The 14,926-nt window shown below is 48.7% G+C and carries 13 protein-coding genes and 1 rRNA gene; 5 read left to right on the plus strand and 9 right to left on the minus strand.

Going from position 1 to position 14,926, the window contains the following annotated elements; all coding sequences use genetic code 11:
* Positions 1-844, minus strand: a 16S ribosomal RNA gene (locus tag AC506A_RS10765); the annotation flags it as partial.
* A 507-nt stretch (positions 845-1,351) separates the two neighbouring features.
* Between AC506A_RS10765 and AC506A_RS10770 the strand changes: the two genes are divergently transcribed.
* Both AC506A_RS10770 and AC506A_RS10775 read left to right on the plus strand, forming a co-directional pair.
* Positions 1,352-1,702, plus strand: a complete 351-nt coding sequence (locus AC506A_RS10770) for a hypothetical protein (RefSeq protein ID WP_090981659.1) — start codon at positions 1,352-1,354, stop codon at positions 1,700-1,702.
* A 382-nt stretch (positions 1,703-2,084) separates the two neighbouring features.
* Positions 2,085-2,627, plus strand: coding sequence for a GNAT family N-acetyltransferase (locus tag AC506A_RS10775; protein WP_495461017.1), 543 nt, complete (start codon positions 2,085-2,087; stop codon positions 2,625-2,627).
* A gap of 27 nt (positions 2,628-2,654) precedes the next feature.
* Here AC506A_RS10775 and AC506A_RS10780 read toward each other — a convergent pair whose 3' ends face one another.
* From AC506A_RS10780 to AC506A_RS10805, 6 genes are read right to left on the minus strand one after another with little or no spacing between them, the layout of a single operon-like run.
* Entirely contained in the window at positions 2,655-3,536 is an 882-nt protein-coding gene (locus AC506A_RS10780) for an urease accessory protein UreD (protein WP_495461018.1), read from the minus strand.
* The gene (gene ureG / locus AC506A_RS10785) at positions 3,490-4,224 is read right to left on the minus strand and encodes an urease accessory protein UreG (RefSeq protein WP_495461019.1); all 735 of its coding nucleotides are present in this window, start codon (positions 4,222-4,224) and stop codon (positions 3,490-3,492) included. The genes AC506A_RS10780 and ureG overlap by 47 nt, the downstream gene beginning before the upstream one ends.
* Before the next feature lie 46 nt (positions 4,225-4,270).
* Complete coding sequence (locus AC506A_RS10790) at positions 4,271-4,990, minus strand: urease accessory protein UreF (RefSeq protein WP_495461020.1); 720 nt, start codon at positions 4,988-4,990, stop codon at positions 4,271-4,273.
* 52 nt (positions 4,991-5,042) lie between these two features.
* Positions 5,043-6,761, minus strand: a complete 1,719-nt coding sequence (gene ureC / locus AC506A_RS10795) for an urease subunit alpha (RefSeq protein ID WP_495461021.1) — start codon at positions 6,759-6,761, stop codon at positions 5,043-5,045.
* A complete protein-coding gene (ureB, locus tag AC506A_RS10800; RefSeq protein ID WP_495461022.1) occupies positions 6,758-7,126 on the minus strand; it encodes an urease subunit beta in 369 nt (122 codons plus the stop codon). The genes ureC and ureB overlap by 4 nt, the downstream gene beginning before the upstream one ends.
* A gap of 24 nt (positions 7,127-7,150) precedes the next feature.
* Positions 7,151-7,453 carry an urease subunit gamma gene (locus tag AC506A_RS10805; RefSeq protein WP_495461023.1) on the minus strand — a complete coding sequence of 101 codons (303 nt, stop codon included), beginning with the start codon at positions 7,451-7,453 and terminating at the stop codon, positions 7,151-7,153.
* A gap of 281 nt (positions 7,454-7,734) precedes the next feature.
* On the opposite strand from AC506A_RS10805, the gene ilvD reads away from it, so the two are divergent.
* Both ilvD and AC506A_RS10815 read left to right on the plus strand, forming a co-directional pair.
* Positions 7,735-9,423, plus strand: coding sequence for a dihydroxy-acid dehydratase (gene ilvD, locus AC506A_RS10810; RefSeq protein ID WP_495461024.1), 1,689 nt, complete (start codon positions 7,735-7,737; stop codon positions 9,421-9,423).
* Positions 9,424-9,532: 109 nt separating this feature from the next.
* The gene (locus AC506A_RS10815; RefSeq protein ID WP_495461025.1) at positions 9,533-10,147 is read left to right on the plus strand and encodes a PH domain-containing protein; all 615 of its coding nucleotides are present in this window, start codon (positions 9,533-9,535) and stop codon (positions 10,145-10,147) included.
* A gap of 73 nt (positions 10,148-10,220) precedes the next feature.
* Here the strand turns inward: AC506A_RS10815 and AC506A_RS10820 are convergent, their stop codons facing one another.
* Complete coding sequence (locus AC506A_RS10820; protein ID WP_495461026.1) at positions 10,221-11,705, minus strand: polysaccharide deacetylase family protein; 1,485 nt, start codon at positions 11,703-11,705, stop codon at positions 10,221-10,223.
* Positions 11,706-11,949: 244 nt separating this feature from the next.
* On the opposite strand from AC506A_RS10820, the gene AC506A_RS10825 reads away from it, so the two are divergent.
* On the plus strand, positions 11,950-13,080 hold the full coding sequence (locus AC506A_RS10825) for an AI-2E family transporter (protein WP_495461027.1): 1,131 nt from the start codon (positions 11,950-11,952) through the stop codon (positions 13,078-13,080).
* A gap of 12 nt (positions 13,081-13,092) precedes the next feature.
* On the opposite strand, the gene AC506A_RS10830 is transcribed toward AC506A_RS10825, so the two are convergent.
* Positions 13,093-14,913, minus strand: a complete 1,821-nt coding sequence (locus AC506A_RS10830; protein WP_495461028.1) for a peptidoglycan D,D-transpeptidase FtsI family protein — start codon at positions 14,911-14,913, stop codon at positions 13,093-13,095.
* Positions 14,914-14,926 lie beyond the last annotated feature (13 nt).

Genomic DNA, 14,926 nt, shown 5'->3' on the forward strand with positions numbered 1-14,926 from the left:
GAAACCCCTAACACCTAGCATTCATCGTTTACGGCGTGGACTACCAGGGTATCTAATCCTGTTTGCTCCCCACGCTTTCGCGCCTCAGCGTCAGTTACAGCCCAGAAAGTCGCCTTCGCCACTGGTGTTCCTCCACATCTCTACGCATTTCACCGCTACACGTGGAATTCCACTTTCCTCTTCTGTACTCAAGCCTTGCAGTTTCCGGTGCGAATCGGAGTTGAGCTCCGAGATTAAACACTAGACTTACAAAGCCGCCTGCGCGCGCTTTACGCCCAATAATTCCGGACAACGCTTGCCCCCTACGTATTACCGCGGCTGCTGGCACGTAGTTAGCCGGGGCTTTCTTCTCAGGTACCGTCATTCTAAGCGCAGTTACTCGCCTAGCTGTTCTTCCCTGGCAACAGAGCTTTACGATCCGAAAACCTTCATCACTCACGCGGCGTTGCTCCGTCAGACTTTCGTCCATTGCGGAAGATTCCCTACTGCTGCCTCCCGTAGGAGTCTGGGCCGTGTCTCAGTCCCAGTGTGGCCGATCACCCTCTCAGGTCGGCTATGCATCGTCGCCTTGGTGAGCCGTTACCCCACCAACTAGCTAATGCACCGCAGGCCCATCTGTAAGTGACAGCTTGCACCGTCTTTCCCAATTCAGCCATGCAGCTGAATTGCATATCCGGTATTAGCATTCGTTTCCGAATGTTATCCCGGTCTTACAGGCAGGTTGCCTACGTGTTACTCACCCGTCCGCCGCTAAGCTATCCCCGAAGGAATAACTCCGCTCGACTTGCATGTATTAGGCACGCCGCCAGCGTTCGTCCTGAGCCAGGATCAAACTCTCCATAAAAGTGGTAAGCCCGAAGGCTTGGCCATTTTAAGAAATCGCTTGTTAGCTCATTCAAAAAACTAGCTTTGCAGAATCTTACTTCTGCGATTTATGACCATTTGACTGGTCGCTCATTGTTCAGTTTTCAAAGAACAAATACTTCGTTTATTTCCTTCCGGCCCATGACCGGAATTAGAGTATATCATGATGCGAAACATGATTGCAAGCTTTATTTTTCAGCTTCTTTTGTTTCGATCACCGCTTCCAAGTTGATGTCTCGGAGGCAGAAATAGAATATACCATGGAAGCTGCAACTATCGCAACAGGTATTATTATACAAATAGAGTGTCCCACAACCACTCCTTTATTCATCAAGCTTCAATTTGCGCTATATAATGAAGAAATGAGTTTAGAACTCTAATTCCACAAAAAAATTATGAAAAAAATGGTTCATGCTGTTCACAAGCCCAAATGTTTGTGTTAAAATGAAAGCGCTAACAAATTCATCTTATTGAGGGGGATCATTACATGATGAAGGTAGTAGCAGACGATGCTCGCAACGTATATGAAAACTTTGAGGTAGAGAAGGACATTTACTATTTCAAGGTCGGTAGGCTCGGTCTGGCCAGCTTTCACGGTAGAAACTACAACATAAAGAAGAGAATTACTACCGAGCAGTTGAACAGTTACATCACATCAGGTCGTTTCATTAAAGTAAGCGCCAATTGCTACGTTAACGCTGAGAAGGTACTTTCCCTAACAGACGGTACGATCAGCTTTGACCACAGCACTTCTGAAGCTAAACAAATCCATGTTTCGATGTGGCGCGCACAAAGCGTCAAGAATGTGCTGACATCGCGGAATCCAATGGCTATGTAACCATTCAAAGATCATGATTGGAATGAGACCCTCATTCGAATCATGGTCTTTTTGATTATTCTTCCACGCTACTCATATTCCCGGACATTCCTACACACAATAGGCTACATCTTCCCAGAAAGGAGTGAACCTCATGGCAAAGCAGCAAGGACAAGGACGCAAGAATACGACAACAAAGTCCTCTGATAAGAAAAGCAATAGCAATGCAGAGGATTAACGATAAGCTTTACTAGTCCATTACGGTATCGCACATTGAAGCTCTTGCTCCTCCCTCTTAACGCGGGTAGGCAAGAGCTTTATTTATGTCTCAAAAGAACCACACTGATGACCTCACCTTCGACCACTGTTATAATGAGGAAAAATCGCTGCGAGGTGAATGGGCATGAGTATTGTCTTACAGACAACCAGATTGCAACTCCGACCATTTGAGCAAAAGGATGCCTCTACCGTACAAAGACTAGCCGGACAATATGAGGTCGCGCGTACGACGCTCTCCCTCCCTCATCCCTACCCCGATGGAGCAGCTGATGCATGGATTGCTTTTCGCAAAGATGCAGCCAAGCACGGGCACGGTTATACGTTCGCTATTATAGAAGAGCAACAACAGCAGGTAATGGGATGCATCAGCTTAAACCTAACAGCAGAGCATCGACGGGCTGAAATTGGATACTGGTTAGGCCAGGAGTTCTGGGGACAAGGTTATGCAACAGAGGCAGCCGTACGAATCGTCCGCTACGGTTTCGAGGCGTTGAATTTGAACCGTATTATTGGAGCCGCCATGACACGCAATCCGGCATCATCTGCTGTATTAACCAAAGCAGGTCTGAAACACGAAGGGACTTTTAAACAGCACATACGCAAATGGGACCAATTCGAGGATCTCGATTACTTCGGGATAACCAAATCAGAATACTTCTCAAAATAAAAAGGATGGCGAGTACTTCGCCATCCTTCAGCTTATTGCAAAAGGTGATAGCCCCAGCAGCTCCATCCTCAATACCGCCCATGCGACAGCAAGCGTTTCTTGGATGTGCCACGCTGTCGTTCCTGCCACCATGACCGCAAGGCCATGCTTATACGTGAGCGATACTCCCCATTGCATCGACCGCCCTTCGCGACTCGGCATTGCTTCTAATGCAGTCCGAACCGACTCAGCATGCTTCGCTTGGATTCGATCCGCAAATGCAAAGAATACGCCTGTATGTGTCAGTTGCCCCAAACAACCGGGAGCCTTTAATTGCTGTGATTCTGGAATAATATTTTGCTGTTGGGCATAGATGAGCTCATCATCGTAGTAAATCCGTACCTTGTTCTTTAGATAAACATAGTTAAACAACTCACCGCGCAGCGTTCTGCCCGGGCAAAGCACTTCAGCCCCCATCCACACGGCCCCTTCGCTTAAGCGTACTTCCGTCTCCGTATCCAGTGCTGCATCCCGGTAAAGCATGATCGGCTCTGGCATGGATTCCAATACGGCATCCTTTGCAAGCTCAAAACTTTGCCTAATTGAAGATCCACCTAGCAGCGCATTAGATGGATGTACCTTAGTAAACGATTGATTCGTGACATAGGCATGCGCACCTTGCCCTATTTTCCAATCAAATTCGTAACGATCACCTGCCAGCAGACCTGGAGATACATCCATCACGATGACACCGAGCGGGCCATCAAGCGGAAAAGCTTTTGCGATCTTGATAGGTGCAGTGTGATATTTCGAGGTTAGGACCGTTCCACGCTCCCGCTTCTCAAATACCGCCCGAAGCTGCGATACGCGCTGCCCTACCTGTTTAGGAGTGGTGATGATGTGCTGGTGCATGCTTTTGGTCACTTTCATGCTTATGCTCGTGCTCATGTCCATGAGCGTGGGCGAGCTCATGCTCGAGCCATGCAACGATTCGATCCACATTCACGCCGCCGAACAAGTTCGAGAATACATAGGGCCGTTCTCCGCGCATACGTTTTGTATCGGACTCCATCACTTCAAGACTGGCACCTACATGAGGGGCCAGATCGATTTTGTTAATGATCAACAAATCCGAACGCATGATGCCAGGGCCGCCTTTACGCGGAATTTTCTCACCTTGCGCCACGTCTATAATGTAGATAAAACGATCAACCAACTCCGGACTAAAGGCTGCCGCCAAATTATCGCCGCCGCTTTCGATAAAGATCAAATCAAGATCATCAAAACGACTTGTCAGCTCATCCACTGCTTCAAAGTTCATAGAGGCGTCTTCGCGAATCGCAGTATGCGGACATCCGCCTGTCTCGACCCCGATAATACGTTCTTCCGGCAGCACGCCGGTCGCAGCTAAGATGCGAGCATCTTCTTTGGTATAAATGTCATTCGTGATGACAGCCACACTATATTTGTCCTTCAGCGCACCAGCAAGACGTTCAACCAACGCCGTCTTACCCGAACCAACCGGGCCGCCTATACCAATTCGAACCGGTCTTGATCCTGCGCGATCGATTGCCGGCTGTTCCCACTCATGATGATGATGACCTTGTCCTTGACACATTGTACATTCCTCCTAGGCGGGGTATGAAGTTCCGACACTATTACGATTAAGACATGAATAAACGAGAGTATAGGTACTCGTGGCGCATCATAGCAATTTCACTCATTGGCATAAAGCTATAGGCGTCCTCCGGTGTCATCTCAGACACTGCCATCCAAGCTTCCACCGTCTTTGGCGTTAGCCTGGCGATGATGGTTTGCCCTTCGGTTTGGCCAATAGACATAAGCCTAAGCGCACTGTTGATACAGTTAACAATGCTCGCATACATATAACCTTGCGCTGCTTGTTCAAGCGTGATTCCCAAACGGTAGCAAGCAAATCCGAACACCAGCGGATGAGTGGCTAAGCAGCTTTTCGACTTTAGACCTTCCTGCAAAGGCGACCAGTCATAACTGGGATATAAGGAACCTAGCAGTTGCAAAAGCCGTCGCCCCATCTTCTCGATCCCATTTCGTGTTTCTATTGCCGTTCGCTGAACATGAACAAGCCTCTCTACGGCCCATATGGAACGATAATCTTGAGTCGGCATGTCGCGATAAACGGATTTGATGACCATCACATCCGCTGTTGACCAGCTTTGCATCAGCATCGAAACCGTGTAATCTTCGAGCTGCTTGCTTGTTTCCAACGTCTCTTCCTGAACCAGCGTCTCCAAACCGAAGGAATGGGAGAACCCGCCTATCGGCAATGCCGAGTCGAGCAGCTGTTGAAGAGCAAGCCAAGGCAGCACTCCAGGGTTATGACTTCCTTCTGTATTTACGGCCAAGCTCCCATCACCTCCATTCAATTCCGGAAGCAGCTATAAGCCTTTGATAAATTTAGAACAAGAAGTACAGCTGCGCCATCGGCAGAACGTCTGCCGGTTCACAGGTTGCAGGAACACCATCCACTTTCACTTCATAGGTTTCCGGATCTACTGTAATAATCGGTGTCGCATCATTGTGGATCATATCCTTCTTCGTTACCGTTCTGCAGCCCCGCACCGGCTCGATCCGTTTCGCTAACCCCAGCTCATCGGCGATGCCTCGATCATAAGCAGCCTGCGACACGAAAGTAATCGAGCTGCTATGCTTGGCTTTGCCGAACGCGGCAAACATCGGACGGCCGAAAACCGGCTGCGGCGTCGGAATCGATGCATTGGGATCCCCCATTTGAGCGTAAGCAATACTTCCGCCTTTGAGCACCAAATCCGGCTTCACACCGAAAAACATCGGACTCCACACGACTAAATCCGCGAATTTGCCAGGTTCGATGGAACCAACCAGATGCGAAATGCCATGCGTAATCGCCGGGTTTATCGTGTACTTAGCGATATAACGCTTGATGCGAAAATTATCAGCCTCGGCACTAGTATCAGGCGCCAAAGGACCGCGTTGTTTCTTCATCTTATCTGCGGTTTGCCAGGTTCGGATAATAACTTCCCCGACGCGTCCCATCGCTTGCGAATCGGAGCTGATCATGCTGAATACACCCATATCATGCAAAATATCTTCGGCTGCTATCGTCTCCGGACGAATGCGCGAGTCAGCAAATGCAACATCCTCCGGAATGCTGCTGTCCAAATGATGACAGACCATGAGCATATCCAAATGCTCTTCGATCGTATTGATGGTAAACGGACGTGTCGGATTCGTGGATGAAGGCAGCACGTTCATCTCGCCGGCTGCGCGGATAATATCCGGAGCATGCCCGCCGCCGGCACCTTCCGTATGATACGTATGAATAGTCCGGCCTTTAAATGCGGCCAGCGTATCCTCCAGAAAACCCGCTTCATTAAGCGTATCGGTATGAATCGCCACTTGGACATCATACAAATCCGCTGCCGTCAGGCAAACATCAATGGAAGCCGGCGTCGTTCCCCAGTCTTCATGCAGCTTCAATCCAATGGCTCCCGCTTCAATTTGCTCAATAAGGGGTCCGGTAAAGGAAGAATTCCCCTTGCCGGTAAAACCTAGGTTCATCGGAAACGCTTCGGCGGCTTCCAGCATTCTGCGCATATGCCAAGCACCCGGCGTGCAGGTTGTTGCATTCGTTCCTGTTGCAGGTCCGGTGCCGCCGCCAATCATGGTTGTTACGCCTGAAGATAATGCCGTTTCGATCTGTTGCGGACAAATAAAATGAATATGGCTGTCAATCCCGCCAGCCGTTACGATCTTCCCTTCACCGGCAATAACCTCTGTGCTCGCGCCGACGACCATGTTCGGCATAACGCCATTCATGATATCCGGGTTTCCGGCTTTCCCTATCCCTATAATTACGCCGTCTCTGATGCCGATGTCAGCTTTCACAATGCCCCAATGGTCAATAACAATCGCATTTGTAATCAGCGTATCCAGAACGCCATCATCTCGCAGTGCGCCGCTCGATTGCCCCATACCATCGCGAATGACCTTTCCACCGCCAAACTTACACTCGTCTCCATAAACGGTATAATCTTTCTCAATTTGCGCCCATAACTCCGTATCCGCCAATCGGACAGCATCGCCTGTTGTCGGACCGAACATGGCCGCGTAGCTGCTCCGGCTCATCCTGCTCATGCGTGAGTCCCCTCCCATGCTGCAAGCCTGCTGCGCACTTCATCAGTCATTTTGCCGCGAATCGCCGGACCATTAGTCAGTGCGTTTAATCCAAAGGAGCGTTTGCTTCCACCCAGCTCAACAAGCTGAACCGGCTTTTCCTCACCAGGCTCAAACCTCACAGCCGTACCGGCTGGGATATGTAGTCGCATGCCGAATGCTGCTTCACGATCAAATGCCAGTGCCCGGTTTACTTCAAAGAAATGAAAATGAGAACCCACTTGCACAGGTCGATCCCCAGTATTGGCAACAAGAATCTCTACCGTTTCACGACCAGCATTCAGCTCGATATCCCCGGCTAGTGTACGGTATTCTCCTGGTATCATGGCAATCCCCCCTCTCTTGTGACGTTAAAGTATGGGATGATGAATGGTCACGAGCTTCGTTCCATCCGGAAAAGTTGCTTCCACTTGCACTTCATGGATCATATCCGCCACGCCGGACATCACTTGATCTCGGCTTAATATGGTTGTACCGTGCTCCATCAATTGTGCCACCGTCAAACCATCGCGGGCACCTTCTAAGATTTCAGAAGTAATAAGCGCTATACTCTCAGGGTAATTTAATTTCACGCCCCGATTCAGACGTCTGCGTGCCAAATCGGCAGCAATCGTAATTAGAAGCTTTTCTTTTTCCCTTTCCGTTAACTGCATACAGGCACCTCTTCCAACGTTTTCTATTATTATAGCGGTTGAATGGGGCCAAGTAAATCTTTTATGTTATGTTTAGTAACACGAATTGATAGATTAATGTGTATAATTGTTATTTACTGGGTGTCGGTGTCAGGTTTTGTCGAAAAACGAGACCGATACCTTCATCTAATACGTATTTTTCTCAGCATTCATGCCACTTCTTCAATAGGTGAACAAGCTAGCCATTCAATGCCCGATGTGATAAACTAAAATTTATTGAACTTACTTTGGGAGGGACAGAAATGGCGGCAAAAAAGATGCGTTCAGACACAATCAAAAAAGGATTTGACCGCGCTCCGCACCGCAGCTTGCTGCGTGCTGCCGGGGTAAAAGAGGAAGACTTCGGTAAACCGTTTATCGCGGTTTGCAACTCGTACATCGATATCATTCCAGGCCACGTTCACTTGCAGGAATTCGGAAAGCTCGTAAAAGAAGCGATCTGGGAAGCAGGCGGCGTGCCTTTCGAATTCAATACGATTGGCGTCGACGACGGAATTGCAATGGGACATATCGGTATGCGTTATTCCCTTGCGAGCCGTGAAATTATTGCGGACTCCGTAGAAACCGTTGTTAATGCTCACTGGTTTGACGGCATGGTTTGTATTCCAAACTGCGACAAAATTACACCGGGTATGATCATGGGCGCGCTTCGTGTCAACATCCCGACAATGCTTGTCAGCGGCGGACCTATGAAAGCAGGCAAAACCTCCGATGGCCGCTCCATTTCGCTCTCCAGCGTATTTGAAGGCGTCGGCGCATTCCAAGCAGGTAAAATCGACGAAGCTAGTCTTACAGAGCTTGAGCAATTCGGTTGTCCGACTTGCGGATCTTGCTCCGGTATGTTCACAGCTAACTCCATGAACTGTCTGGCAGAAGGTCTTGGCCTGGCACTTCCGGGTAACGGTACAATCCTTGCTGTATCGCCTGAACGTAAAGAATTCGTCAAGCAAGCTGCTCGCCAGCTGATGAACTTGATCGAGATGGATCTGAAACCACGTGATATCGTGACCAAAGATTCCATCGACAACGCATTTGCACTTGATATGGCAATGGGCGGCTCCACAAACACTGTCCTTCACACGCTTGCAATCGCACACGAAGCAGGTATCGAATACCCAATCGAGCGCATCAATGAAATTGCAGCACGTGTTCCGCATCTTGCGAAAATTGCGCCGGCTTCGGATTACCACATCGAAGACGTGCACAACGCCGGCGGAGTAAGCGCAATTATCAATGAGCTGTTCAAGAAAGAAGGCGCACTTCACGGTGACGTGCTTACTGTAACAGGTAAGACACTTCGCGAGAATGTAGCCGGACATGATATCAAGGATACGGATGTTCTTCATACGCTGGACAACCCGCACAGCGAGCGCGGCGGACTGGCTGTTCTATTCGGAAACCTTGCACCGCGCGGTGCAATCATTAAAGTCGGCGCCGTTGATAAATCGGTCGGCGGCTACCATAAAGGTCCTGCAATCTGCTTCGATTCGCAAGACGAGGCGCTGCACGGAATCGCTAACGGTAAAGTCAAAGAAGGACATGTTGTTGTCATTCGTTACGAAGGCCCTAAAGGCGGACCTGGTATGCCAGAGATGCTTGCGCCAACGTCGCAAATCGTCGGTATGGGTCTTGGAGCTAAGGTTGGTCTCGTAACAGACGGCCGTTTCTCCGGCGCATCCCGCGGAATCAGTATCGGTCACGTTTCTCCGGAAGCTGCTGAAGGCGGTCCTATCGCTTTCGTAAATAACGGCGACCTTATAGAGCTTGATTTGATCAACAACGAAATGAACCTTCTGATCAGTGATGAAGAGTTCGAAGCTCGTCGTGCAAATTGGAAAGGTTTTGAGCCGAAAATCAAAAAAGGTTATCTGGCTCGCTACTCCCACCTTGTTACGAATGCAAGCACAGGCGGCGTACTAAGATTTAATTAATTCCGCCCAAAACTGAAACATAATGGAATCGCCCTGCGTATGACTAGTTGGTAGTCAACTTATATGCAGGGCGATTTTTATTTTTATTTTAGATGATGGAGGGATTCTCATGTTCGGGAAAGTAGCTGCCGATTTGCTTGGTTTAAGTGATTTAGGAACTGTCATCAAGCCGGAAAACTATGATAAGGTCGATGCCGACGATTATGTTCTGCACGAGGATAACGAGAAAATTTATTTTCTGATCAAATCCAAATCCGATGAGTATTGCTTCACGAATCAAGCCCTAATACACCTCGACGGCACAAGTGCAGTCAGCAAGAAAAGAACGCTTCATCGCTATTCTTACAGCTCACATAAAATATCGAGCGTGTACTTAGAAACGGCAGGAACCGTCGATTTGGATGTTGAAATAAAATTCAACCTTGGCGGCACACCGTTCACCATCGACGTTCACAAGAAACATATCGAGGAAGTTAAGGATCTCTACAAAGCATTAATTAAAATTGCCGAGCTAACTCATGAGAACGAAATTTCCCTTGGCTTTGCGAGACAGAGCCTAGACCTCGCCTCCTCGACAGTTAGTCAAATTTATAAAGCAGAAATCGATCTCTCCGAACAGTTCAAGTCAATCAACCAGCTCGCCTTCAATTGGCTTGCCGAAACGCAAAAGCAATACAAATCCAAAGATTTCGGCGCTGTATTTGAGCGTTATATAAACCAGTAATTGCTTGCATAACAACAAGAAGGGCGCCTCGAGTTCCGAGGCGCCCTTCTTACAAAATCTATCCTGCTTAAAGTTATGGCGTGTACTCTCCGGCTCCCGCTGCGGCATTATCATAAGCTGCAGGGGCAAGACCTGGACGCGCTCCTTGATGAAGCTTCGGTTGTTCGTAAACCTGTGCCTTCTTCCAGCTCGGATTTACGTTTACCTCAGCACCGTAACGGCCCCAGAATTGTTCCATTGACATGGCAATAATTCTTGGATCGAGCCGTGATCCCTGCTCTGTCAGACGTTTCTTGCCTGAAGGGTGAAGTACACGTAACAGCAGTTTCAAATACAAGCGCGTCGAATAATCAAACAGACCTTTGGGAATCGGCAGTACGCTGAACCCAAACTGCTCAGCGCCGCGATTGATCATGCTGACGCCGTATAACCCTTTTGCATGTTCGTACTCTTTGTTTCCTACAAGCTGCTGGGCAAGCTTTGGCATCCCCTTCTGCACTTCTCGAATGAGCATAATAGCAACATGCATCATCGAACGTGATTCAGTCATCATTCTCAGCAGCTTATGATTATCAAAGTGAAGCTCTATTACAGGATCTTTGTGCTCGATTCGTTTGCCGTCCGATAGTTCCAAGGTTTGTCCCGGGTAAGAGACAAGCCGAATGTGGAAGATGGAGCCCTCTCCGCCAGACTTCACGCGGAACAGAATATGGAACAACCGCTCCCAGCCCATCCAACATGCGATCAGAGCCCGTTTGAAGAGGCTGTGCGTCGCAGGCTTGGATACTTTCGACGATACTTTCGACGATACTTTCGACGATACTTTCGACGATACTTTCGACTTACTGCGATCCCCGTCCGTGAGTGCGATCATGTCCGTAATATGGACAAATTGATACCCTCGTTCACGACCTGCCTCTAAGTACGCCTCTAACGCAATCAGCATGTTGGCCGGCGCATCTTCGTCCGCACCGAAAGTGGCACCGCAGTCATGAAGAAGCAGCACTTCTCCCGGCCGAAGCTTCTTCATCATACGGGCTTTCAAACGTTCAGCCCCTACTCGTTTGCGCCAATCACCGAACAACGCAGACCATAGAATAATTTGAAGATAGCCTAAATTGGAAAAATCAAACAGATTGACGATCCCCCACGGAGGCCTGTAGTACGCCGTGCGAACGCCGGTTGCCCGGCGAATAATTTCTGATGTGCGGTGAATTTGTTTCTTAACCGTTCTTGGACGCATAAGCCAATTGGACTTGTGTACGTAATTATGAATGCCGATAACATGCCCTTCAGCATGCATACGCTGCAATAATTCCGGGTGCCGTTCTGCATGGATGCCAACGACAAAGAATGTCGCTTTCGCATCATACTTCTTTAATAAATCAAGCAGCAGCGGTGTATATACAGGATCTGGCCCATCATCAAAGGTAAGGGCAATTTCCCGTTCTGCACGTCCCCGTTTAAATACGCGAAAACCAAATGTACGACTAATGATTCCGGGTAAAAAAGCATAAAACGTTAAAAAATAAAATCCCCACAGCAGGAAGTTTTCCATGTTACGAGTTCCCACCACCCTAGTTTCGATCCTTGTCCATTGGAAGAGGGAGTGCCACAGATGCCTGATACCTTTATTCATTGTAACATAGCACGTACTATAACGGCTACGGAAGTTACAACGAAGAAGTACAGCATAAATCGGTATTTTAGGCTAAGATCAAGTTAAGTTGGGAAACACTGTTATTTTATAGTACAATCATGGTACTAATCCACATAACAACTATTTATAAAGGAGAAAATCGATGCTTTCCTTCTACCGTAAATATTGGCGTACCGCATTCGATATTGCCTTAATTGTACTGACCGTGTATCTCATCATGCTTGTATTCAGTTATGTATACCAGATTGCAACTCCAATATTCCTTTCTTTCTTAATTTTTATGTTTATCGAGCCTCCCGCGCGGTGGATGCAGCGACTTGGGATGAAGAAATCCATCGCTTCGGGCATTTCCGTGCTTATTTTTACACTCGTCATTGTCGGCGCATTTGTAGGTGCCGGTTTTGTCGTAACAACACAGGTTACCGGTCTTGCTTCGAATTTAGGCAAGTATCAAGATATACTGGTCGATCAGTTTCAGAAAAACGCCGCCATGCTCGAAGATAAAGTTGATGCCCTTCCACTTCCGGATGATGTTGTGGAGAAAGCAAATGAGATCTTCGGTTACATCACAAGATGGGGCTCTAATCTTGCGGTTTCGTTCCTGCTCTCGCTTGGCGGGTACTTGAAATCCTTCTCCACGTTTATCATTAACTTCACCATCGGAATCATACTCGCATATTTCCTTAGCCTGGAAATTAAAGAGTGGAAGAAGCTGGCACAGGAGAAGACGCCTAATACGTTCAAGAAAGCTTTCCTGTTCTTGCGTGAGAATGTATTTTCCGGCATTGCCGGTTATTTGAAAGCCCAAGGCAAGCTGATAAGCATTACGTTTATCGTTATTTTCGTCGCTTTGCTGCTGCTCGGTGTGCCTAATGCCTTCTCCATCGCGCTGCTGTCCGCTTTCTTCGATATACTGCCGCTGCTTGGCGTCGGGACCGTCTTTATCCCGTGGATCGTTTACCTGTTCATTGTCGGTAACACGACGCTTGCCATTTGGCTAAGCTGCCTGTTCCTCGCAGTCGTATTGACCCGGCAATTTCTCGAACCTAAGATTACCGGTGATACGCTGGGTGTTTCTGCGTTCACTATGCTCGCGTTTATGATTATTTCACTTTCAATATTCGGAATCGCAGGCGTCATCCTGTCCCCGATTCTAATGATCTTACTGAAGGCGCTGTACGATCAACGATATTTCCACCGCTGGATACATTCGCCTAAAGGCGAGTTCGATCATCAAACCAATCCAGCGGAGAATACGGAAATTGTGGACTAGCTTCCGCTTCGTTTAGTTCTTCGGCTGTGCTGCAAGAATATCCATGACGCCACGGAATAGAGCTGTCGCTTGATTGGATGTTCCAAGTGTTCGATTTTCGGCCAGAACCGCAACAGCATAGCGAGGCTGCATAACAGGTCCATAGCCAACAAACCATTGATTCAATCGTTCCCGATCTCCTCTTCTAATTTGGGCGGTGCCGGATTTACCGGCTACCGCCCAAATTCCGTTCCGGATGCCATGTCCCGTTCCTAAACTGACTACGTCTTCCATGTCTCTCAGTAAAGTTCGAGCTGTATGTGCATGAATTTGACCATATGGGGACGGAGACATCTGTTTGGCAAGCTTAGCCAGCATTTGTCCATTCCCATACCGAATTTCACGTACGAGCCTTGGCTCTTGTACACGCCCTTCATGCAGCAGTGTGACGATAAGGTTAGCTGCTTGAAGCGGTGAGAGTTTGACATCTCTTTGGCCTATGCCGGTTTGTGCCAGCAGACCGCCATCTCTGACCCCTTGAGGTCCAGCGAATACATTTCCCGCTTCTTCCTCCTGGAATTGACGCAGCGGCCTTCCAAGCGGTGCAAACGCCTCTTTACTGCTCCATCCGATCTGCCGAGCAAGGCCAAGTTGATCAGCAGTTACTAGAAACTGCCGTGCACTAAGCCGCTCCGCCAATTCCGCGAATACGACATTACACGAACCGGCGAACGCTTCTTGAAGCGTGATATGCCCATGACCGCCGTCCTTCCAACAATGGAGGCCATAACGACCGTAATTACCGTTACAGTAGAACTGCTCTCCTTCACCTGTAACCTTAGACTCTAGTGCAGCCGCTTCCGTAACGATTTTGAATATCGAACCAGGAGTCGTTGCCCTAATCGCATGGTTCGCTGCATCCAAGCCTGATGCGTCAATGGCGTTCAGCACAAGCTGAGGTCTGGAAATCATCGCCATAATATCTCCGTTAACTGCATCGAGGACAACAACAGCCCCCTCTTTAAGCCCCTTACTGTCCACATAATGCTCCAACTGATTCTGGAGCGATAAATCCATCGTCGTCATCACTTTGATCGGGTAGTACGGATTATTAGGACTAATTAGCCTTAGGTTTAATCCCTGCATAGGCTTGTCCGTTCCATCTGTAAAGTAAGAGACCGCAGTCGCTCCCGTCCCTTGCAGCAGCGGATCCAAAGAACGCTCCAAGCCAGAGCCGCCGGTCTGATCGGTCAAGCTCATCGTATGCTCCTTAAGCCGTTTGCCGTAATCTGTTCGGAGCAGCTCCGGATGCTGACTGACGTAACCAATCGCATGCTTTATGTTGAAGGCAGATGGATAACGGTTATGGTAAGGCAGCACCCGGACGCCGTTAATGTGCAGTGTTTCTATGGATGCGAGCTGCTTCGCAGATAAACGATGCGGCATTCCCTCCTCTTCCTTCTTCCAGAAGGCCGGTTCAGTTAAACGCCTCATCCATTGCTCCAATAGCGAAGACTGCATCCCTAGTACTCTGGCCAATTCTGCGATTTCCTCAGGGTTATCAGTACGTGATTTCATTTGCAGAGGAAAGACAGCAAGTGCCTCGTAGGTCTCCCCCGTTAGCGGTCTTCCCGAACGGTCATAGAAATCCCCCCGTCCCGTGTCCAGCACCAGCGTTCGTTCCCGCTGCGCGACAGATTCTTCTTTCCAATCCGAGCTTCGGGCTGTTACAGGTGCAGAAGGCATCAGTTGCAGCCATCCGATGCGCAGCACAAATACCAGCACCACCGCGCTTAGCATAATAAGAATGATGAAAATCCGCTGTTGCCTGCTTTTTCGCCGCTCACTGCTCATGACGTTTATTCCT

Source organism: Paenibacillus sp. N22P23, assembly GCF_059383735.1.

Coding starts and splice junctions, on each gene's coding strand:
- AC506A_RS10770 (WP_090981659.1), top strand. CDS start 1,352: ATGATGAAGGTAGTAGCAGACGATGCTCGCAACGTATATGAAAACTTT.
- AC506A_RS10775 (WP_495461017.1), top strand. CDS start 2,085: ATGAGTATTGTCTTACAGACAACCAGATTGCAACTCCGACCATTTGAG.
- AC506A_RS10780 (WP_495461018.1), bottom strand. CDS start 3,536: ATGAAAGTGACCAAAAGCATGCACCAGCACATCATCACCACTCCTAAA.
- ureG (WP_495461019.1), bottom strand. CDS start 4,224: ATGTGTCAAGGACAAGGTCATCATCATCATGAGTGGGAACAGCCGGCA.
- ureC (WP_495461021.1), bottom strand. CDS start 6,761: ATGAGCAGGATGAGCCGGAGCAGCTACGCGGCCATGTTCGGTCCGACA.
- ureB (WP_495461022.1), bottom strand. CDS start 7,126: ATGATACCAGGAGAATACCGTACACTAGCCGGGGATATCGAGCTGAAT.
- AC506A_RS10805 (WP_495461023.1), bottom strand. CDS start 7,453: ATGCAGTTAACGGAAAGGGAAAAAGAAAAGCTTCTAATTACGATTGCT.
- ilvD (WP_495461024.1), top strand. CDS start 7,735: ATGGCGGCAAAAAAGATGCGTTCAGACACAATCAAAAAAGGATTTGAC.
- AC506A_RS10815 (WP_495461025.1), top strand. CDS start 9,533: ATGTTCGGGAAAGTAGCTGCCGATTTGCTTGGTTTAAGTGATTTAGGA.
- AC506A_RS10820 (WP_495461026.1), bottom strand. CDS start 11,705: ATGGAAAACTTCCTGCTGTGGGGATTTTATTTTTTAACGTTTTATGCT.
- AC506A_RS10825 (WP_495461027.1), top strand. CDS start 11,950: ATGCTTTCCTTCTACCGTAAATATTGGCGTACCGCATTCGATATTGCC.
- AC506A_RS10830 (WP_495461028.1), bottom strand. CDS start 14,913: ATGAGCAGTGAGCGGCGAAAAAGCAGGCAACAGCGGATTTTCATCATT.